Here is a 23,219-nt window from a genome sequence, read left to right as displayed (position 1 = left end):
CACTTTTATATGTATCATATTGACACATACAAAAATATGATTGTCATTTTGATACACTTTAATTTAATTACTATTATATTTCTTTATTTTTCTATATAATGTAGATCTACTTATGTTTAAATATTTTGCAGTTTTCGCCATGTTTCCCTTGCAAATTTCAAGTGCATTTTTAATAGTTTCTCTCTCTAATATTTGTATTGGAACAATATGATGTTCTTCATTATGAGCTTTCACTTCATCATTAATATATATTTTTTCTTCATCACTGCAACACAAAATAAAATTATCATCACTTAAATAGTAATCTCTTTCAACCACATTTCTAAGTTCTCTTACGTTTCCAGGCCAATTATATTCTTTTAGCTTATTTATATAATTTTCTGTTACCTTTTTATGAAACTCTTCTCTTTTAACATTTAAACCTTCTACAAAATGCTTAACAAGTATATCAATATCTTCTTTTCTTTCATTTAAAGGTATAGTTTCAATACTCATTACATTTAGTCTATAATAAAGATCTTCTCTAAAATTTTTCTTTTTTATTTCTTCCTTTAAATTTCTATTGGTAGCTCCTATGACTCTTATGTTTAGTTGTTTTTCATAAGTTGCACCTAACCTTGAAATTTTATTATTATCTAATACTCTTAGCAGTTTACTTTGTATATCCAGTGGCAGTTCACCAATTTCATCTAAAAAAATTGTACCTCCATCTGCAATTTCAAATTTTCCTGGATGCCCCTCCTTAGAGGCCCCTGTAAATGAACCTTTTTCATAACCAAACAATTCACTTTCCACTAATTCGCTAGGTATAGAAGCACAATTTACTGCAACAAAAGGGCCAGATTTTCTATCACTATAACTATGTATGGACTGAGCTATAAGCTCTTTCCCTGTACCACTTTGACCCTGAATAAGAATATTACTATCAGTTTTTGCTATTTTTTTACCAAGCTTTATTACATCTTTCATTTTTTTATTTTGGGTTATAATATCCTCAAAATTATAAGATGCATTGTATCCAATTACTTTACTTACTAGCCTATGAACATCCTGTATCTCTCTAAAGGTTATAACTATTCCTATAACTTTTTTGTTCACCTGCATAGGAACTGCATTTATAATACATTTAACTATTTTACCTTTCACATGAAAATCACACTCAATATTATTATAAGATATACTATTTCCTTTTATTATTTCATTGAAGTTTACAGTTTTCATAAGCTGTACTATATCCATTTCTTTTAAATCTTTATCCATCACACCTAAAATCTCAACAGCTCTTCCATTTACTCTTTTAGTTTTTAATTTTTCATTTAAAACAATCATACCTTCACATATAGAATTAAAGGTAATATTCATAAGCTTATTAGAGATAACTAATGCTAATTGTTTTTGTATAGACTCTGCTGCTGATATTACAATACCAAGTGTATGTATATGGGCACTAGAAAACTTACCTGACATGTTTATACATCCTATTATATTGCCATCTTCATCATGAACAGGTGATGCAGAACATGTCCATATGTGTTGCTTTATTCCAAAATGTTCTGCTCCTATGGTCTGCATAGGTTTATCTAAAAACAATGCAGTACCAATTGCATTAGTTCCTACTGCTTTTTCTGACCAAAGCTCACCTTTTACAAAGTTTAGCTCATCTGCCATTTTCATAATGTCAGTGTCACCAATAACATCTATAATATATCCATCTTTATCTGCCAGTATTATAGCAAAACCCGAACCTGCAACAACACTATGTAAACTTTCCATTACAGGACGAGCTACTGAAATTAGTTCTTCATTACGCTCAATTATAATTTTCAAAGGAAGCTTATATTTACTATTTCCCTTTCCACCCATTGGATCTACATTAAGTTCCATACACCTTCTCCATGATTTAGCAATTTCAGTTCTTACTGCATAACTTATATTTCCATTTTTAATAAATTCATTCCAAGCCTTAGCCATGTCTTCTATAATAATACACCTCCATATCACAACTACTAGCTATATACAAAAATAACGTAGATTAATTTGCATATACACAAATCTGTCTACGTCACTATAAACTTATATATACTTAAATTTAGCAATATCATGGCAGTTACTTGTTATATTGATTTTAATATTTCTAAAATCTCTTTATCCATGCATTTTACCACTTAAGTTATATTATAACAAAACATTTATTATCTATCTATAGGTAACTACAGGAAACTACCGCAAATTTTTATTATAACTTATAAGCACATATGCTGAACATTGGTGTTGTCTTATAAGCCACTTTTTCTTCTTCTGTATATATTTTATCTGAAATATCTTTTTCAACTATTATCTTCTTGAATCCGCATTGTCTTAATACTTCCTTGTCCCATTCTGGACGTATTTTATAGGTCATTGGAAGGTTTTTTGCAATTTCTTCACACTGATTTCTCTGACCTTTATTAGTCTTACAATCATATCCCATATTTCTAGCCAATTTCATATCTTTTTCATACTCTTCATCAAAACCTGACTTTGCTAATCTTAAATACCAGTTAGCATCAAAAATAACTAACCTTCCATCTTCTTTTAAAAGCTGAAACCAATTTTTATAAGCTACCTCTGGTTCTTTCAAAGTCCAGGTAACATTTCTGCTAATTATTAAATCAAAGCTTTTATTTTCAAAATTTAGTTTCTCCCCATCACTTTTTATAAAATTAACTTTTACTCCTGCCAATTCTGCATTGTATCTTGCTTCTTTAAGCATAGTACAGGAACAATCAACAGCAGTTACATCATATCCCATTTGTGCCATTATAATTGCAAAAAAACCTGGACCAGTACCTATATCCAGCACTTTCACTTCATTTTTATCTGATACTTTATTATTTATAATTTTACACCAAGCTTCTTTCTTAAAACTGTTCATATCTTCATTTATCATTTCACTATATGTATTCGCTCTATTATCCCAATAATTTTGAATGCTTAATTCCATTTGAATTCCTCCTCATTATAAATAATAGGTTTTTGGGTTTTTTAAACATATATATTTATTAAGCAAATTTTATACCAAATATATTCTTTAAATTTTAAACTGTTTAAATTAAACAAAAATAAGTTCTTTTCTATATATTTGTTACCAAAACCACCTTCTGAAACTTATTTTAATATAAAAAAATTTCAAAACGATACAAAATTAGTATCATTTTGAAACTATACTGTTTTATAGATATATAACTTCATAATTAAATCTTACATTTTTCATAAAGATTAAAATTTAGTTTTGATTTTATAATAAAATTAGCATTTTGAAGCTAGGTATATACTCTACTACTTTTCCATTTTCCAGCAAATACTACTATGTTAGCAGCTGTTTTTCTTGTATCACAACTTGTACTAATATACATAAAACATTATTAATTTTTAATCTGCCGATTTTCTTTTTTATTTCTCTCCACTAACCTTCCCATAAAGAAGGCTAATACACCCACTCCAATGCCTGTTTGTACACAGAAGAGTAAACTTTCAATTTCACCTGGCAATTCTCCACCAATCCAAGTTTCCATAACAGGTGTAAACCAAGGTTCATAATCTTTTCCTGTAATCTGTGAAACTACCTTACTTCCTGCATCATCAGAACCTCCAAATTCAGCACCCTTTAATGTGAATAATGGTATAACAGCAATCAATGCAGCAATAACTAATAAAATAATAACCTTCTTTTTTGTCTTTGCCATTAATTTTCACCTCTCCTTAAAAATCCAATACCTGATAATTCAGATTTTGCATATGTTTCAAGTCCCATAACTATAACAACAGTAAGAATGCCTTCGATAACTGCAAGTGGAAGTTGTGTTGGTGCAAATACTGCAAGGAATTTAGCTGCAGAGGCCATAACTCCACCGCTTTGAGACGGATATGCAAGTGCAAGCTCAATACTAGTTACACAATAAGTGAATAAGTCACCAATTGATGCTGCTAGAAAAATACCTACGTGTTTATTAACTTTTAAATTCTGACACAATTTGTAGATTCCATAAGATACTAATGGTCCTGCAATAGCCATAGAAAATGTGTTAGCACCAAGAGTTGTAAGTCCACCATGTGCAAGTAGGATTGCCTGAAAAACAAGCACAATAATACCAAGAATACTAACTGCAGTGGGTCCAAATAAAATTGCAGCAAGTCCTGTACCAGTCATATGTGAACAACTTCCTGTTACTGATGGAATTTTTAAAGATGAAAGTACAAAAATAAATGCACCTGCCATAGCAAGAATAGTCATTGATTTACGATTTTCAGATAATGTCTTTTTAATTGATAAATAGCCTAATACTAAAAATGGAATACAAATAACGCCCCATGCAATACAAAACTTTGGTGGAAGATATCCTTCCATAATGTGCATTGCGTTTGCTACTGGAACTATTCCAAAAGTTAACGCAAGGATTGTGACAATAGTAATAATTTTCTTTTCTTTTTGGTTCATTTTATTTCTCCTCCTTATGTTGTTTTTAATTTAGGTATATAAAAGAAAATAGCAATTCAAAGACATTAGTATATTTTGTATCAAACAAGGAAGCATATTCCGCTGATAGTTGTTCTATCAAAGGCTTATGCTGACGTAGTATGAAGCAAACCATACTAACTATCTTTCTAGTTACTTTCTTGAATATGTCTTATATTAATCTAGGCTAAAGCACCTAGAAAAGATACCTGTTTTTCAAGCATTTTCTTTAATTCTTCAGTACTTTTGGGATAGATTTTTTCATCTTCCAGCAAATGCTTTTCTACAAGTAGTTCATAAACTTCAAGCATAGTTGGTTGTTTTAAATTTGCCTGTTTTAAAATCTCCCTGCTTTTAAAAATTTCTAAAGATGTTCCATCTGCTATAATTTTCCCATGACAGAATACAAGAACTCTTTCAGCCCATCTATATGTAAAATCTACATCATGGGTAGAAATCAACATTGTCTTTCCCTCCAAAGCAAGTTTGTCTAAAACTTCTTCTAACATCAGTGCATTTAAAGGATCCAGTGCCGCTGTTGGTTCATCAAAGATAACGATTTCTGACTGCATAGCAATAATATCAGCAATTGTAACACGCTTCTTTTCACCACCACTTAAATAGTGAGGAGGACGATTCTTGAAATCAGATATATTCATATATGCCAATGCTTCCTCAACACGCTTTTTAACTTCCTCTTTAGGTAGCTTTAAATTCATAGGACCAAATCCCACCTCTGCCATAACTGTGGATGCAATTATTTGATTATCTGCATCCTGAAATACGATTCCGATATTTTTTCGAAGCTTTTTTAAGCTCTTTTTATTAACCACTGTATCTCGATAAATGATTTTTCCCGTCTCTGGTGTAAATACACCATTAATATTCAAGAAAAATGTTGATTTTCCTGATCCATTTGAACCAATAACAGCAATCTTCTCACCTTCATGTATATCCACACTTATACCGTTTAATGCAGGTTTTCCGTTTCCATAAGCGTAGTACAAATCTTTAACCTTTAATATTGTTTTTTCCATAATGTCCCCTTTCTATCTTGTAAAGCCCCAGAGTAGAATCAAAAAGATTATAAATGCTACTGCTGTGACAATCTGTATTGTTTCCACCTTTTTATCTTCCTCATAAAATATAAGGTCTCCATCATAACATCTAGCCTCCATGGCATCATAATATGAGCTTGCCTTCTTTAACGAAGTAACCATCATATTACTTGCAATACTTCCAAATGTATAGCAAGAAGTTTTAAAATCACAGTACCCCTGACGAGACTCTGCGGAATTTTTCATTTTAGTATACACATCCATTAAAATGAAAATATAACGGTAAATCATATTCATCAGTTCTATAATAAGCTTTGGCACATGTGCCTTTCGAAGTACATATATAATCTCAGAGGATGGAGTTGATAGCGTCATCATTTGCAGCGCACTAATAGCTGCAAAAACCTTTAAAATCAAAAATATAGCTTCCTTAAGCTTTGCATTGGAAGTAAATACATAGAAGAAATGAAGATACAGATTATACTGTCCCAAAGGCCGATTTGAAAAATCAATAGCAATAGTAAAAGTACCAACAATGATAAAGGCTATTGGAATAGTCATTATTGACAAATATTCATGTACTGGAAGCTCTCCTTTTACAATAGTTATATAGGCCATTGCAATAATCACTATAACAGATACATATGAATTATTAAGTGCAATACAAAGAATCAATATTAAAACAGAAAGAGATACTTTAAAAGTAGGATTCCAATATCTGATTTTAGAAGTATACGCATAAAAATCAATTGAAAAACCTTCACCGTGCTTATGTCCGATTCCACAATGATGTGTACCATTCTCATGAGTTTGTCCATACCAATTTTCCCTTTTGAAAAAAAACACAGCCACGAAAAGCATGACACATAAAACAATAACTTTTGCCATTTGGCACCTCCTTTAATTTTTCAGTAAAATACTTTCTCTTAAGCTTCATTTAATTACATTAATTTAAAAATTTATAATAAAAAAGCCTGCAACAACCTGCAGGCTAATATAGCATTATATTGAAATTACATAACATTAATTAGTAATTATTAATAAAAAAACAATAATAAACTATATAACTTTTATGTAAACAAATATTACCACACACTTCCCACCGAAGTTGTCGTCAATTACTTTAAGGCAGGTCTCCTGACTCGTAGATCAATTTACTCTCTAAACTTCCCAGCAGTATGCCAGTGTTAACTAGATTTCATCCCTACTCACAGTAGCGGGGGCTGTAAAGGTTTCAAACCTTTTTCCCTATTATCTTCATTTTGAAGCACCTTAAAATATTAATATTAAGTTTTTATCACATATTTACATTATATCCACTAAATGTATAGATGTCAACATTTTATCTTAATTTTCGTAAACTTCTCTCTTATAACAAACTGTATCCTCAATTTCAATATATTCTTCAAGCTGCTCTATTGAATTGGCTACCAATTCATATACAAGATATTTGGGATTTATAAAATCAATAACCTTCTGTACACTTTTATCTATAAAAGGCCTATGAGAATCTATTTTAAAAACATGCATAAATACTTCTTCACTTAAAGGGTTCAACATAAATTCTTCATTTTGTTCATTTTTATTCTTTATTTGAGTCCTTACATATTCCCCTGATAGAGAAGAATTAAGATGTATTCCCTTTATTAGATTTTTTAACTCTCCAAGTTCCTTTACAGTATTTATTATATATTGAACTGCTTCTTTTTCATCCTTAAGATATAAATTTGTATTCATTAAATGAGATGTATCCAGCATAAATCCTTTATTTTTATATTCAACCTTATTCATCAATTTTAATGCAATTTTTTTGTCAAGCATAGTAAATCCAGGCCACCACATATTTTCAAATAAAAGTTCTATATCTGTGTCTATCCCTTTAAATGCCTGATTTATCAAATCAATTGCTGCATCTGCAATATCATTATCAGAGTAGGTGAAATTATAATCATAAGCATGTTCAACCTCCACATGAGCTACATGAAATACCATGTACTTTACACCTATCTTAGCTGCAGCTTCAATTTCTTTTCTATAATGTTGTATCATAACTTCTCTACTATTACCTGAATAATATTGTTCTATAATATCTTCAGTTTTAAATTGCCTCAAAAGTTCATTTTTATCATTTTTCCAAAAATCAAGCCATGTAGGATAATATTTTAAATGTACCCCTTTAACTATTCCTTTAGGAAGAATACTTTCTTCCCACATAATTGGATTTAAAAGTTCAACACCATCCATATTGTGTTTTTCTAAAAATTTTGTTATTTGATCACTTTTAAAATTAAATCTTTCAAGATCATAATCATATGTAGACAAATTCATTAGCTTTAGCATTTGCATATCCCCCATTAATTAAATTTTCTTATTAAAATATCAGCTTTAAAAACGTAATTAAACAAATTTGTTTTAATATTTAAATAGACTATCTCATAATACATTGTATTTAAAATATACTATAAGATAGTCCTATGGTGATTTTTTAAGAGATAACTCTATTACTTCCCCATTCTAATCTAAAATAATGGACTAATCAATTCACTAGCCTATTATTTTATTTTTAAAGCTGCAGTTCATAATGTTAAGCTAAGTAAAAATTTTTAATGAAGCAACTGTGCGATTTCATGATATTTTAAACATTAATATTCATACAAAAACTGCAAATAGTCAATGTATAGACCGCACATTACAAATTACAGTTTTTTTAATAAGTATCTGATTTTTGTTTATATATTTTATACTTGCCTTTATATATTGTATCTAGGGGGTAATAATATACCTAATATTTCAAATATAAAGGCAAGTTTGGCAGCTTATTGAACATTTTGATAATTTTTTATATAACAGCGTAAAAAAGACCTTCTTGCGAAGGTCCTTAAATATACGACACGAATACAGCTTTAGCTAAAAAAACTAAAATCATAATATCGCTCGATACTTATCTCTCCCTCCGAAAGCACTATATCTATAGAAACAGGTAGGTCTACTGACTTAGAATCATCTTACTCCTCACACCTTCCCAAAGACCAATGTCTCCAGTGGTATATCATGAGTTTCATCATCCTTACAGAAGCGGGGGCTGCAGCGGCTTTTCACCACTTTCCCTATTAATTCCCATTAAGGAAACCTGTACTAAAATATTATTATTTTTGCAATTGTTTACACAACTATATTACATCCTTTTTCCTTATTTGTCAACAAGCCAAGAATTTATCCAGAGATTATGATCCATTTGTGATAATGTCTTAATATACCACATTTGATTATGTCCCAAATATGAAAACATTGTATAATAAACCTCATAACTAGAAAAGAGGTGCTGACAATGAGAAAGGTAAATTTAGCCATGATAAAAATGGATAAGTACTCTACTATAAAAAAGTTAATAGAAACAGATGGAAATAAGAAGCGAGCAGCTATCACTCTCAATTGTTGTATTGACCGACACACCAGAGCGTTTTTCCTTATTACATACCATATTTAATAATATATATTGGTTTAAATTGTTAAAAATCTTTAACACAGAGAAAAATACTATAAAGAGCAAAAATTTATTTAGTACAATCTCATACCTATCATATTGATATAAAGTTAAAGGATTTTAGGGTTAGAAAAGCAATCTATGTATAGCTTATGTTAAATATTTGTAACTCTTCAATTATATGATGTATCATTAAACCAATAAGCAAAGGAGTGGTAGAGATGAAATATTTCGAAGAAGCAAAGTTCATTTGGAAGAATTATGTCCATAAAAATGGTCAGGCAGATACAGTACAAGGTGAATTATTGAAAGCAATAGAAAAACTTAGGTATGAAGCACAGGATAACGGAAATATAAATTGGGACGATAGGTTTGAAATGTTTTGCAAGTATATGTGGAATACACTTAGTAGTTGGGGAAAATTTAGTGATGAAACTTTGACTGAAATAAAAAACGACTTAGAGAGAATTAGGGATTATCAAAACCCTTATGTAAACAATGATTTATACGATAGATTAACTGACCATGCTATGGAATGGTATCTGCAAAACAAAAGAGCCGATAAAAAGAGAGAAATACCCTAACCAGTATAGATAGATTAAGGAGCAATCTTCCAAAACGTGAATTAGGCATATGAAAGAAAATAGCAAGTCAAAGATGTTAGTATATTTTGTCATTGATAATTTAAAACTTCCAATTTGCTTAAATAATTATCAAATTCTTTTTCCCAATTTGTTTTTATTGAACAATAATAAGGGTGATTCAACCTACTGTATATTTCAATCCCTTCTAAACTTCCCTTAAACTTTAACTCCTTTAAAGTATCTTCTACCATAAAGCCTCCATTAGAGAGCAGTATTTGGCTCTAATGGGGGAGATTCGCTCAAAACTTTATTTGTAGTTTCAAATTATTATTTGTTAGTTTCATAGTTTGATTTAAGGAATTAAAAATATTTCCATGCTTTTTATGATATTCATAGAACTCCTTACATCTAATAAGGCAAGGATATAATGCAGAGACTCTGGAAATGCTTTCTTCTTGTACATTAGCCCCTGTCTGAAATCCACCTCCTGGATTCTTAGCAGAGGCAAAGTTAAGGGCAATAATATTCCCACTAATGCCTTTTTTTCTTAAATCTATTATTGTGTCGACTGTGGTATTATTAACAACAGATATAGTGTTTAATGAGTTATGATTTATATAGTATCCCTTATCAATTATATCTAAAGTCTCATTTGCTATATTTTTAAAATAATATCTTTTATTGAAATTCATCCATTGTCACCTCCATATTAAGATATAAGGATTATGGTATTAAATTTAAGAACTTTGCTCACTAAGATTTTATATTCTGTAAATAATACTTCTGATAAGCATGTTCTATTCTTAGAAAATAAAGAACATGTTTCTGGATTTGTTTATTTCTGATTTTTCTCATTGTATTCATTACATATTTTTTCAAACACTTTATAGATTGAGTGTGCTTTTGAAGATAGCTTTTCTAATTCTTTGGTACTTATATTCTGTTTAATTTGAGAGTCAATACATTCATCCTTTTCTTTTTGACTTGGTAATGGATGTTCTAAATCATTTGCTTTATAGTCACATGAAATAGATCCATTGCCTCTAAGTTTAATTCTAATATCATCATCTTCCCTCATTCCAAATAAAACCATTTCAATTTCCCTTGTATAATTAAATTCTTGAGATGGTTCAAATTGTTTTGTAATTCTAACTGTTGAAGTTACTACAAACTTTATTTTTGTATCATTATCAATATCAAACTCTATATATTTTTCTTCTTTACCATTTATTATCCCATTTACTACTTTTCCTTCTACCCCCGACTCATCCTTAATTCTACTTCTATATTTATCAAAATTCTCTGCAACATATTTGATAATATCTGATTCTGTGGCCATCTTAGTATCTTTTGGTGTTGTATAGTTATTACTACAACCCACAAATACTTGCATTATAAATATGCACAAACAGATTAGAGTTAAAAATAAAATTACTCTTTTATTTTTTTGCATGTATGGATTCCTCCTTATACTATATGCCTAAACAATTATAAAACTTATGCTTAGCAGATTTTATATCACTCTCTTTGTCTTTCATATTTTGAATATAATCGTCAGCACTCTTATCTATATCATGAATCATCTTATCAACTTCGCCTTTAGTTTTAGTATGCTTTGCTATAGTCAATGCAATTTCGTCTTTCATTTGAGACCAACCATAATTTATTGCATCTTGTGGTTCATGTGTTAAAAACTCACCACCTGGAGACCGACTCTCTATAATATTCTTAATCTTTTGCTTTCCTTTTTCTATATCTCCATCACCATAATTCGCACAATATTCATTTGCTCTATTAATTTTTCCACTAGCTACAGATGTATTATAATTTGTAAAAGTACTCATAAAGTCACTATATTTGTTGTTTTTTGCTCTATTATAAATATTTACTGAATCTATATTAGCATATAAATCTGAATCTGACATTGAACCTGACCAAATATCACCCTTAATACTTGCCATTTCATTTGTGTGTCCAAAATTCCCTGCATCCGCTAAAAGTCTTCCACCACCTGCACCTGCATTTAAATATGAAGCTATTTCAACTATTTCATGTGCAAAATCTTTTTTTCCAACTTTATCATGGCTATGTTGAGTAACCATTATTTTTTTAAGATTGTTAACCTCCTCAGCAGACATACCCATTTCCTTAAAGTAATCTTTTGCCTCATTTTCTGTTGGTGCATTATCTACACACTCCCATAAAAATCCATGATAAGTACCTAATGTTGATAGATTTTTTAAAAACTCCTTTAATTTTTGTTCATCTGTTAATTCAATTTTTAGATTAGGATTATAACGTAGTAAAGATGCTCTTGCCATAGCTTGCTCTTTAGTCATATATCCTTCTTTTGGATTCATTGATAATTCATAGGCTTTTAAAATCAATCTTGCTTCTTCTGGCTTAAATCCATAACACTTATTCATCATATTATAGAATTTTTCTATTTCTAATAGCTTTTCTAACTTCTCTATACTCTGTACATCAACATTTCTATTTAGGAAATTTACTATACTTATATTATGCCTTATAGCTTCTAAAATACGATTATTAGAAACATCAGCAGCGAAATAATAATCAAATTCTTTAATATCCTCAATATAATCAGAAAAATTTTTCTTAAAACGTTCTAACCTTTCTATTTTATCTTTAACTGACCTTATTGCATTAGGTATAGCGCTACCTATACCATCACATCCTTCCGCATAACTAAATGCTCTATTAAGATTATCTAAATCTGTTTCTGCACACCTTTTAGTATTTTCTAATAGTCGAATTAATTCATCACATTCATTATAATCAACTGCCAATATTCCCGAATATCCTATACTTCTCGCCATTGCTTCTATTCCTCCGATACTTAAATTAAAAATGTAAGCTTTGTCCTTTTTTGAGTAAACTCTCTACTTTCTCTACATTATTTATTAAACAATCTGATAAGCTATTGATACCATCTATAAAAGCCTTTGAATCTTCAACCCATTTATAATACGACTCTAAAAATGCTATTTGACTATCACCATACCAACTCTCATCTGCTAACTGCAACATCGTCTGTGTAGACTCATCTACTTTAAGTGAAATTGCCTCAACTGTAGTGTCACAATCAAAAACAGTTTTACTTACATCTGACATATCAACTTGACCTATTTTAATTTCTTTACTTTCAGTCATAGTTATCTCCTTAGTACATTATTTTAACACCCATCATATTACCATATTTTATTTAATTATACAATTTTAGCTTTGTAATATTATTACATTTATTTGATCTACATTTCTTTTTATCAAACATATAGTAATTCTTCATAAACAATTCTATCTTTGGAGTTAGCCAGATTTATCACATTTTTAAGAGAGTTATGAAGAATAATATTTAAAAAATCTTTCGTTTCTGATTCAAACTTACAATTAAGATGGGGTATTCTTCCAATCATTTATTCCGTTTCTTGTCAAAACCATTTTTTGTGGCTATGCCAATTGTAGATTTAAAATAAAATTTTTAACCACACCTCCTCCCCCCGCTCTCACCCCTTATCCCTTTTCACTTCTCAGCTTATCCCAATTTCTGTATCATATTAATAATCCCCTCTTTTCTTTTCCCAATTTTATCTGAAAAGTATGCTACTTACGCATAAACATCCGTACAACTTATTGCGTTATTTCCCTACTTACTCCTGTTCTTTAATCTAATATTTAAACAGGTACAAGAATAAAAGCATGAATAGATTCAGGTATAAATCCTGCAAATTCTTCATGCTTTAGAACTGGAAATTTTATTTAATTTTCTGCTTGATTGGGACGCAAAAAAGCCCCACATTTTATTCATAAGAATTACCTGCTGGGCGTATCCCCTATCTATTTTTCTCGAACCTTTTTATGAGTTTGGGGATTTACAATGTTAGATGAGGAACTTTTTTTGTTTTATACATAGATTAGGATTAATGTTCAAATAACAAATAATTTTCCATTAGTTATATATAAAAACCTAATACAATTATATTTATTTTCCACTATTTACACTACAAGCTATATTCAATTATATATCGAAAGAAATATTACTAAACCACCTATATGAGATTTCGGTTAAAGCCTTGTAATGGAAAATAAATATCTAACCTCTTCCTTAAAATACCTTTATCTCTTATTTTGATGAATTACCTTTTAGTCCTGTTGAACCAAACCCTCCTTCACCTCTTTCTGTACTTGTCATTACACTTGATTCTACAACGTTAACTCTTAGTATTGGTTTTATAACCATTTGTGCTATTTTCATCCCTTTCTCTACTCTAAAATCATTATTGGAATGATTAATTAAAATAACGCCTATCTCACCCCTATATCCTTCATCTATTGTTCCTGGGGTATTTAATACTGTTATCGAATTTTTTAATGCTAACCCACTTCTTGGTCTACTCTGTGCTTCTGTATCCTTCGAAAGTTCTATCTGTATGCCTGTATGTATTAATATAGTTTCACCAGGTTTAATAATTTTATCATCAATGGAATATAAGTCCAAACCTGCGTCTCCTTCATGTGCATATGTAGGAAGCTGTGCCTCCTTATTCAATCTTCTTACTTTCAACTCTAAGTAATTACATTTACTTACGACTCAAGTCAAGAATTTATAAATGACTATTACTTATAAAACATGTTATAATAAACTCAAATGAAAATGAAGCTATTTAATCTCTGATAAATTTATAATTACTCAAATGAGCTAAGTATATTTTCATACTTAGCTCATTTAATTTCTATTACTTATTTAATTGGTATGTCTATAGTATTAGAAATAACCTTCCTATTTTCAAAGCTGTCACATGCAAAAGCTTTTAATGTATACTTTCCTTCTTGTGGAATACTCATTTTTGTATTTAAAACTGAAAAATCTCCTTTTTTAATAACCTTTTCCCCACTTATGCATTTAATAATATTACCACTTTCATCATACAATGCTGCTACTATTACAACATTTTGCTCATTATCAGAATTATTTACTGCTTTTATTGACACTTTTGCATCATTTCCTAATTTTACTGATGGATTAGAGCTTTCATTAGTTATTTCTATTAGTTTAGAGTCATCCTTTGGATCTTTAGCCCTATCTATCATATCAAATATAGATTTCTTGTTAAGTAATTCCACATATGCTGTAAATGCATAATATGATGATTCACTATTTTCAAAATCTAAGCCTTCTCCTTGACAATATCCTGATTTTGAAGAATCACTGCCTTTAAATTTAGCTTTTTCCATAGAATCAATAACTGTTTTTCCATTCTTCGTCCACTGGAATGAAAGAGGATCAATCCCATTGACATCAAGTGCCATAACAACAGCTGCAGTTGCTACGGGACTGTTCTGAAAAGTGCTTCCAGCTTCCATATCAAATCCACCATCATTATTCTGTTTTTGTTTCAAATAATTTTCTAATTCATAAATCTTTGTCTGTGCTCCTTCAATATCCTTATGTTTTCCAAGTGCAGCAAGTGCAAGTGCCTCTGTTTTTATAGACTTATAAGAACTTGCATTTTTATAATCTGGATTATTAATCATAGTTAAAAGAGCCTTCACTGCTGCTTCTTTATCATATTTTCCACCTGCAGTATCAAGTGCTAATATACACCAAGCTTGTGCTTCAATAGAATCTTTATCCATCAAAGCATTTACAATAAACTTTCCTTTATTATCTTCAGCAGATGACTGAGCTTTTTCAAGTGTTTCAACATAGTTATTTATCTTTTCCTTCACTGCATCATTTTTAGGATCAAGTCCTGCACCTAAAAGAGCTATAATTGTCTTTGCATTTTGAAGTGCTGTATTATTCTTAGAATATCTGTATATATTATTAGCAACTTCATTTTTATCTAATCCTGACACAACTGCTGAAGGAGAAGCTAAAAATTCATAACCTTTATATGCCTTGTAATGATCTTTTAAAAATTCAATTTCATTTTTTAATCTGCCGCTGTAATCAATAACAGGTGGTGCAGCTACTTTTACTTTTATACTATCTTTTATACTTTCATTACCTGTAATATATGCAGTAATATCCGCTTCACCCTCTGATATACCTGTTATAGTTCCATCCTTTACTGAAACTACTTTATCATTTGAACTTTTCCATGAAACTGCTGTATTACTTACAACAACATTATTATAGTCATATGCCTTTGCAGTAATAAAGGAACTTTGTCCATTATAAATCTGAATTAATTTTTCTCCATAAATAGATATTTTTACTGGAACAGCTGTATCTTTATACTTCAATTTTTTATACATTGAAGTATTATATTTTAAATCACTTAAAGCTGCTAATACACTAGGTGTAGCCACATCTGACGAAATTGAGGATTTTGGATTTAGTGCAAAAGTTTTACCAACTTTACATTTTAGCACAGCATCTAAAAGTGTTACCTTGTTTCCATCAATGTTTACATTCCAATTATCACTATTTGGATCTTCACCAATTGCAATTAAGGCTTGAATCAATAAGGATGTATTAAAACTATCATCACCTATTAATCCGTTTTCTTTCTGCTGTCCCTTTATATATTTTTTAATACCTTCAATTACATTATTACAATTACCAATATCTTTATGATTTGACAATGCAATCAAAGTCCAAATACTGCCTTCAATACTTGCATTATACTGGTCTTCAGTTTCATCTCCAAATTCATCTTCATCACCAGGTACTATATTTCCAAAGGAAATCTTACCATTTCCTTCATCATGAGCTTTAGTCAAAAGAATATTTACAAGTTTTGCTTTGTCATAATCAGCTTCTGCCATATCAAGAGCTATTACAGCCTTTGCAATATATTCAGAATTATTTTCCTTTGAATAATCATACTTATCCACATAACTTACATAATCCTTGTTCCTATAATTTCTTGGATTTTTATTAGCTCCTATAAGAGTCATTATATTTCTTGAATAATTATGTAAATTATCCATACCATAAATGTTCATCTTTTGAACTAGTTTGTCAGTATCCATACCTGCTCTTCTCAATGCCAAAGTTGTAATAAAATCAAATGTCTTGTACTGATTATTCAAAATTGAATTATAATAACTCATAACATCATCTATAACACTTTGAACAGATGCATTTTTATTTATTGAATTCTTAAATACAGATATTGCACTTTGAAGTTTTACAACTTCAGCATTTATTTCACTTTGAGACACTCCGCTTTTATCCATTATGCTCTTTGCATTTGTCAATTCCGATGAAAGTTTATCTACAGCTTCTTTAGGGTATTGTCCACTTTCAGTTCCCACTGTAGAATGATCTGCTAAAGCTTGTACCTCGTCTATTAATTTTTCAAGATTATCTTTATTTACAGATGATTGCCCCTGCTCAACTATTACCTTACAATAAGGTCTTGTAATATCTCTTATTTTTTTATCTTTATCAAACCTAACCGCTGATATGATGTACGTACCTGGAGTATCAAATTTTAATTGGGCATTTCCATCTTTATCAGTAGTTATGTACTGACCATTAACTACAAGCTCTTTATTATCAATTAATATTTTTGCATTGTCAATAGGCGAAGTCACTTCCTTGTTGCTGCTAATATCATTTTTACTTCCTTTTAAATTAACTTTAAAACTTTCACCGGTTTTTACATTCATGTCTTTATTTTCAAACCATGTATATATATTTTTCAAATAATCTTCTTGAAAAAATACAACAATTGAATCCCCATCATGTATTTCAACATTATTCATATAATCAGGGGCATACTTATCATTCACATAATACATCCAGCCATCATTGCTGCCTACAGAACGTTCTTTAACTCCTTCAATATTTTTTATATAAGTACATCCATTTGAATCAAACTGTTTAACATCTTTACAATCTATATCTTTACTCTCCAGTGCCTTTATAAGTGCATGAATTGCAAACACCTTGTCGTCCTTCTTTTCCTTGCTGCCATATGGAGTCAAATCAAATTTGTTTACTGTTAATTCTGTTTCAGGAACTATAGTGCGGTCATTTGCCTCTACTCTAGCCTTTACTTTACATGTCTTTTCTTCCTTTATGCCTTCGCCGTCATCTTTAAATGTTGTTATTACATCTCCATCCTTTAGTTGTTTATCCTTTCTATTGTAAGTACTGTTATCATCATTTAAAGTATAACTCCAAATCTTAGTATCATCTTTTGACATTAAAGCTCCTGATGCTAAAGAAACCTTATCAAAATCCTCTCCATGACTTTTTAATGCTTCCATGATTGCAACATTTATAGAATCATTTTTTAATACAGTAACTTGTTCACTAAAATTATTATCTTTTTGTGTATTTTTTACCGTTACACCTACAAAATCATTTTGAGTTGAATCATAAGATGGCAGCAAATCACTCTCATTTTTAGCATAAACAAATAATAAGTAATCTCCATCTTTTACACTTTGATCTTTAGGATACACTTGAGGTGTTGTAAAATTAACTTTGTACATCCATCCACTCTGAGAGCCATAGTTTCCATCCTCTGTCCCATTTTTCTCACTAGCTATACTTGTTACCATACCTTTATCATTAGAAGTTTCACTTAATCCTGTAGCTTTTAACACATCTTCAGCCGTAGCATTTTCATCTACTTTAATTTGCTGTGGTCTAAAAAGCACTTCATTATACATACCTACTACTGCAATATTAACATTTATACTTTTACTATTTTCCTCTGCAAAAGCAGTAGTTATATTAGTACTAACAACACTTATAATCATAGTTAAAATCATTATAATAGATGTAATTTTCATTCTAAACTTCTTCATGTTCATTCACCTCATGCTTTCAATAATATACTATCTTCAGACACACGTATTTATCCAATTGTTAATATCCATTTTTAATTATGAAACTTCTCTTCATGTTGTGAAAAAAGCAAACTATTCACATTAAATCATATATCTAGGCTCTCTGCTTAATTATTTGATAAGCAGAGCTACCGTGCCTGAATAAAAATCTAAATAATGGACTAATTAATAGAATTAGTCCATCGTGATATTGTGTTTAATTTATTATTTATTTGAAGTAGGTATTTCTATAGGATATGAAATAGGCGTCATCTCTTCCAGTCCATTCCATACAAATCCTTTAACTGTATAATTGCCCTTATCGGGTAATTTTAATGTAACTCTCAATTTAACACTGCTTGAAGCATTTATATTTTGCTCTGATGCACCATAGCTTACAAGTGCTCCATTATTGTCATATATGCCAACTATAAGAGATACATTTTTAGCTTCACTGCCTTTATTTGCAGCTTGTATAGTTATTTGAGCATCATTTCCCAAATTAAATTGTTTTTCCTGTGTTAAATTACTAATTTCTATCGTCTTATCAATACCAGTATCATCCTTAGCTGCTACTGTTACATTTATGCTTGCAGTATCTGCTGTAGTTTTATCTGCTGTATTTGTTACTGTAAATACTAAAGCAACTGCAGTATCTTTATCTGGTGGTGTTATTTTTCCATCTAATCCTATAACTTCAGGCTTATCTGATGATTTAATGGCTATGGTATAACCAGCTGGCACTACTGGTAAAACTAAATTTGTTACATTCTTTAATGGCGCTGTTACACTGGTTATTCCTGCTGCAACTGCTGCAGCTGTAACATCTGGAGCAGGATTATTTAAAGCCTTTTGTGCTGCATCAAGCTTTGCCTTTGTACTTGCTTTAATGGAAGCCTTTTTAGCAACAGTAAGTGCATCATATAGTTTTTGAGCATCCTCAACCTCTTTCTTATTAGCAGAAGTTATACTATCTGGCAGTGCTGCTACAGCGTTGTTTACTAGTACTGTAGAATCCTTAACATCTGTACAATCAAAAATTGAATTTCTACCTTCATAGGATCTTACAAGAGAATCCAATCCTCTGCTTAACTGGCATGGATCATAACTAAACCCGCCTAATCCTCCAGCCATAGTTTTATTTTTAAAATCATAATAACTTAATGCACCTTTAAAAATATCATTACCATTTTTAATAAATTTGCTGTCAAATATATCATGCTTGGTCATTCCCAGTGTCATATATACCTGTGCATTGTTCCATGCATTACTATCATAATAACCACCCCAAAAGAAACTTTCATAAGTTTGAGCATTGGAATATTGTTCAAAAACTGCATCCATAGCTTCTTTTACATCGTAATACTTATCTCCTGGTTTTGCATCAGCCTTGTAATAATCTGCAATTGGTTGATATGACATAACGTTCATATCTGTCGCTCTGTTTGGATTCGTCTTAACACCATCTTTTGCACTTTCAGCCCATGTATGAATCTTTGATTCTATATTGATACGGTTTCCTTCCTTTGGAATAGGATACTTATAGGAATTCAAAGCAAAGACAGCATACTGTGGTGTAAAAAACTGCTTTGACTTAGATAAATACTCCTCATTAGAAACAATATCTATTAAATCATAAGCCTCAATATCCCTTGCATCATAACCAGCAGCCGTAATGGCTAAAACTAGCTTTTCCCATTCTGTCATTTTAAAACCTAGAGGTTCAATGCCCTCTTTTTTCATCTCTTTTAAACCATCCTGTACACTTTTGAACCATTCATCATAATAACCATCTTTCATGCCCTTGTATCCAGAACGAGCTGAGGAATATACTTCCCATAATGGTGAAGTAAATTGCATTGTACCTTCTTCTCCTTTACTACTTGCTCTTGCTCCAACCCAGGAAAATTTAGGAACTGTAGTCCAGGAAAATTTATCATAGCCTTCTGAACCTTTCATTATATCAGGTAATTTATCATACATAATATTTTCAGCTTCTTTAGCCTTTTCAATTTCTGCTGCTTTTTCACCATCTCCATAAACTTTTGTAACCTCATTGTCATAAAAGTTTGGAGTATTGAAGGTAACATTACCTAGTTTAAATTTATATTCTTTCTTATCAGTATTGTAGGTTAGCTGAAGTTTACTTTTTAATGTATTTGAGTCTATAGTACTTGTCCTACTAATCCTATCATAAAGCATTGTTAAATTTTTTCCAGTACTGCTTGGAAAGAATAAGTCTACAGGTAATTTTACCTGTACACCATAGTCTTTAATCATTTTAGCATCCAAATTTGTAATATCACATGTATAGTCTGCTTTAAGGTCAGCTGTTCCATCTTTGTTTACTGTTTTATCTTTTATATTGATATTTACATCTACAGGCATATCAATTATTGGCTGCACTATTTGATCTGTTCTCAAATAGGGATATCCATCATTTACATCTTTTGAAATATCCCATACACTAACAAAATCCCACCCTGAATATGTATTCTGCTGTTTCATTTCAGCTGCAGTTTTTGATACGCCTGCTTGCGGTAACGTTGTAGGATGTATCTTTTCTCCATCATAATAGCTATTACTATAAGGAAAACTTGTAGTATTAGTATTTGTAATCGCATACACATATTTTCCTTGTAAATTCCCACTTACATAACAGTTATTTATAGTTTGATCATATATTGCACCGTCAGCTAAACCACAAACTTCAATTTCTTTGTCACTAGGAGCAACTATATCTGCTCTGCTGCAACAATTTTCAATACGAGCATCCAACTTTTTACTAGATTTAACCCATCCAACTATACCACCTGTTAGCATGTGTTGTTGTGTTGAAGATGAAAATTTCATTATTCCATCAACTGTACATAAACTAATTTTTCCTCTTGAACATATATCAGCTATAGAACCATATAACATAGCACTATAACTGCTATTATATGTTCCTACAGCATCTGCTACATTCATGTTTATATGAAGATTTGCCACATATCCAGAAGCACCAATATCATAAAATAAGCCGGAATAAATATCGTTAAATCCAGAAATTTTATATCCCTGTCCATTAAAAGTACCTTGAAATGTTCCTGTGGTTTGTTCTAATTTAAAATCCCCTACATCAATATCTTTTGTCAAAATAACAGTCTTGCCTTGGAATGTTTCTGTATTGACTGCTTTACGAAAGTCATTTAACTCTTCTACTGTGCTAATAATGTATTGACCTTTATCATCAGTTTTCAAAGAAGATTCATCAGCAAAAACAGGAACTGATGATATAAGATTACTAAAAATTAAAGATAAAATTAAAAGAATATTAAAAATTCTTTTATAAAAAAGTTTTTTTGTTTTTTTCATTTATTATTCCTCCCTTAAGAGATAAAATCCCATTTAGGGTAATATTTTATTAAATTATATATTTAAACAACAACATTTCAATTGCTTAACTTATAAATATCACTATAATTATAGAGCGGAAAGTATTTGATACTACATTCCGCCCTGTAATTTATAAACTATTTATTACTAATTTTCTTAGTGTAATGCAGTAACACAATCATCAACATCATCTTGACTAATAGTTAAATTCTTAAGTGCATTCTCTGCATTAACATATTGAGTATAATTAACAGTACCAATAGCTGGTTTAGCAGTTGTTGCTAATTTAGTAATCAAATCCGTTTTATTTGCCCTTGGGAAGAAAGGTGCAACATATTTGGAAGTATTCCAATCATAATATCCATCAGCTTTTGCTGCAGTTGGTAAATAAGCATTATCTAAGCCTAAGTCTGCACCACTAGCCATTGAGAATTCCCAACGAATTACAGCACCATTTGGTACGTTAGTTAATGTTGTATCGCCTTTATAATATTGAGTAGCCTTATTGGTATCAGTATACGTACCAGCATTATTTACTGTAAACATCCAGCCAGAAATTCCATTGTATTCTTTTTCTCTTAACCAAGTTGGGTCATTAATAATAGATTGTTTATATGCTTTTTGTGTATCGTATAAAATTACTGGTATTTTATCTTTATAAGCATATACAAAATCAGCTGTATTGTCTTTAAAAGCTGTTACATAGTTACCATAATAGCTTGGAACTGAAGCCACGTTATCAGAACCTGCAGCTTGCTTTGTAGCATCTAAAACTGTTTTTGAATCATCAATAGTAACTGCTTTTGGTGCTAAAATAGGATCCTGTCCTGTTATGTTCTTTTCAACATCCACATAAACAGTTTTGTCAGCTGCTTGTACACTATTAAAAGTGGACGCAGCTGTTACAGCTCCTAAAGTTAATGCTGTCACACACAAAGTAGCAAATAATTTGTTTTTTAGTGTTTTAATCATTTTTTACACGCTCCCTTTAATTTTATTTTTTCTTCTTAAGATTTGTTTTTTATTTTTGTGTACACATATTATTTATTCAGCTATATAACTGTTATATTTTTATACTTGCCTTTATATAGGGAAATAGGTAAGAAGACATTTTAAATTATTTGAGGGTATTTTTAAATATAAAGGCAAGTTTGCTGGCTTACTTGGACACATATGTAATTTATATTTTAGTTAATAACTCAACTTTTTAAGAGGACAGAGGACAATTGACAGAGGACAGTGAAGGATGATTTTTCTCCGCTGCACTTCGAAAAATCTTTAATTACCTAAATTTCGTACAAATATAAAACTTATATTTGCACATAATTTCCTGTTAGCATTAACCATAATATTCCTTTAGCTTCCAATTTTTTAGGCGAAGCCTACTGGGATAATATACAAATGTT

At 30.4% G+C, this 23,219-nt stretch carries 18 protein-coding genes and 2 riboswitches; of the genes, 2 read left to right on the top strand and 16 right to left on the bottom strand.

What is annotated here, in order from left to right:
- Window positions 1-63: 63 nt before the first annotated feature.
- The 7 genes from HBE96_RS12910 to HBE96_RS12880 all read right to left on the bottom strand — a co-directional run bounded on the left by HBE96_RS12910 (window position 64) and on the right by HBE96_RS12880 (window position 7,893).
- Window positions 64-1,971: a sigma-54-dependent Fis family transcriptional regulator gene (locus tag HBE96_RS12910; protein WP_169298155.1), complete on the bottom strand. Its 1,908-nt coding sequence runs from the start codon at window positions 1,969-1,971 to the stop codon at window positions 64-66.
- Window positions 1,972-2,236: 265 nt separating this feature from the next.
- On the bottom strand, window positions 2,237-2,983 hold the full coding sequence (locus tag HBE96_RS12905) for a class I SAM-dependent methyltransferase (RefSeq protein ID WP_169298154.1): 747 nt from the start codon (window positions 2,981-2,983) through the stop codon (window positions 2,237-2,239).
- A gap of 421 nt (window positions 2,984-3,404) precedes the next feature.
- The gene (locus HBE96_RS12900; RefSeq protein ID WP_169298153.1) at window positions 3,405-3,725 is read right to left on the bottom strand and encodes an energy-coupling factor ABC transporter substrate-binding protein; all 321 of its coding nucleotides are present in this window, start codon (window positions 3,723-3,725) and stop codon (window positions 3,405-3,407) included.
- Entirely contained in the window at window positions 3,725-4,477 is a 753-nt protein-coding gene (locus tag HBE96_RS12895; protein WP_169298152.1) for an energy-coupling factor ABC transporter permease, read from the bottom strand. Before HBE96_RS12895 ends, HBE96_RS12900 begins: the two co-directional genes overlap by 1 nt.
- A gap of 200 nt (window positions 4,478-4,677) precedes the next feature.
- Complete coding sequence (locus HBE96_RS12890; protein WP_169298151.1) at window positions 4,678-5,532, bottom strand: energy-coupling factor ABC transporter ATP-binding protein; 855 nt, start codon at window positions 5,530-5,532, stop codon at window positions 4,678-4,680.
- Between the two features lie 12 nt (window positions 5,533-5,544).
- Window positions 5,545-6,441: a cobalt ECF transporter T component CbiQ gene (cbiQ, locus tag HBE96_RS12885; RefSeq protein ID WP_169298150.1), complete on the bottom strand. Its 897-nt coding sequence runs from the start codon at window positions 6,439-6,441 to the stop codon at window positions 5,545-5,547.
- Window positions 6,442-6,663: 222 nt separating this feature from the next.
- Window positions 6,664-6,843: riboswitch (cobalamin riboswitch) on the bottom strand.
- A gap of 57 nt (window positions 6,844-6,900) precedes the next feature.
- Complete coding sequence (locus HBE96_RS12880) at window positions 6,901-7,893, bottom strand: TIM barrel protein (RefSeq protein ID WP_169298149.1); 993 nt, start codon at window positions 7,891-7,893, stop codon at window positions 6,901-6,903.
- Window positions 7,894-8,515: 622 nt separating this feature from the next.
- Window positions 8,516-8,702: riboswitch (cobalamin riboswitch) on the bottom strand.
- 179 nt (window positions 8,703-8,881) lie between these two features.
- Between HBE96_RS12880 and HBE96_RS12875 the strand changes: the two genes are divergently transcribed.
- On the top strand, window positions 8,882-9,040 hold the full coding sequence (locus tag HBE96_RS12875) for a hypothetical protein (RefSeq protein WP_169298148.1): 159 nt from the start codon (window positions 8,882-8,884) through the stop codon (window positions 9,038-9,040).
- A 218-nt stretch (window positions 9,041-9,258) separates the two neighbouring features.
- On the top strand, window positions 9,259-9,621 hold the full coding sequence (locus HBE96_RS12870; RefSeq protein ID WP_206154926.1) for a hypothetical protein: 363 nt from the start codon (window positions 9,259-9,261) through the stop codon (window positions 9,619-9,621).
- A gap of 89 nt (window positions 9,622-9,710) precedes the next feature.
- Here the strand turns inward: HBE96_RS12870 and HBE96_RS12865 are convergent, their stop codons facing one another.
- From HBE96_RS12865 to HBE96_RS12825, 9 genes are all read right to left on the bottom strand, one after another.
- A complete protein-coding gene (locus HBE96_RS12865; RefSeq protein ID WP_169298147.1) occupies window positions 9,711-9,872 on the bottom strand; it encodes a hypothetical protein in 162 nt (53 codons plus the stop codon).
- 48 nt (window positions 9,873-9,920) lie between these two features.
- Window positions 9,921-10,313 carry a TIGR02452 family protein gene (locus HBE96_RS12860; protein WP_169298146.1) on the bottom strand — a complete coding sequence of 131 codons (393 nt, stop codon included), beginning with the start codon at window positions 10,311-10,313 and terminating at the stop codon, window positions 9,921-9,923.
- 143 nt (window positions 10,314-10,456) lie between these two features.
- Complete coding sequence (locus HBE96_RS12855; RefSeq protein WP_169298145.1) at window positions 10,457-11,074, bottom strand: hypothetical protein; 618 nt, start codon at window positions 11,072-11,074, stop codon at window positions 10,457-10,459.
- 19 nt (window positions 11,075-11,093) lie between these two features.
- Complete coding sequence (locus HBE96_RS12850; RefSeq protein WP_169298144.1) at window positions 11,094-12,461, bottom strand: hypothetical protein; 1,368 nt, start codon at window positions 12,459-12,461, stop codon at window positions 11,094-11,096.
- A gap of 25 nt (window positions 12,462-12,486) precedes the next feature.
- Window positions 12,487-12,795 (bottom strand): hypothetical protein, encoded by a 309-nt coding sequence (locus HBE96_RS12845; RefSeq protein ID WP_169298143.1) that lies wholly within the window; start codon window positions 12,793-12,795, stop codon window positions 12,487-12,489.
- A 970-nt stretch (window positions 12,796-13,765) separates the two neighbouring features.
- Window positions 13,766-14,206, bottom strand: coding sequence for a dUTP diphosphatase (dut, locus tag HBE96_RS12840; protein WP_169298142.1), 441 nt, complete (start codon window positions 14,204-14,206; stop codon window positions 13,766-13,768).
- Window positions 14,207-14,382: 176 nt separating this feature from the next.
- Window positions 14,383-18,414, bottom strand: coding sequence for a DUF4430 domain-containing protein (locus tag HBE96_RS12835; protein ID WP_169298141.1), 4,032 nt, complete (start codon window positions 18,412-18,414; stop codon window positions 14,383-14,385).
- 246 nt (window positions 18,415-18,660) lie between these two features.
- Window positions 18,661-21,792 carry a cell surface protein gene (locus HBE96_RS12830; protein ID WP_169298140.1) on the bottom strand — a complete coding sequence of 1,044 codons (3,132 nt, stop codon included), beginning with the start codon at window positions 21,790-21,792 and terminating at the stop codon, window positions 18,661-18,663.
- 177 nt (window positions 21,793-21,969) lie between these two features.
- Window positions 21,970-22,785, bottom strand: a complete 816-nt coding sequence (locus tag HBE96_RS12825) for a hypothetical protein (protein WP_169298139.1) — start codon at window positions 22,783-22,785, stop codon at window positions 21,970-21,972.
- Window positions 22,786-23,219 lie beyond the last annotated feature (434 nt).

It is taken from the genome of Clostridium muellerianum, assembly GCF_012926525.1.
GTDB classification, from domain to species: domain Bacteria; phylum Bacillota; class Clostridia; order Clostridiales; family Clostridiaceae; genus Clostridium_AM; species Clostridium_AM muellerianum.
The sequence above is the reverse complement of the archived record's forward strand: the minus strand, read 5'-3'. Positions and strand labels throughout refer to the sequence as shown.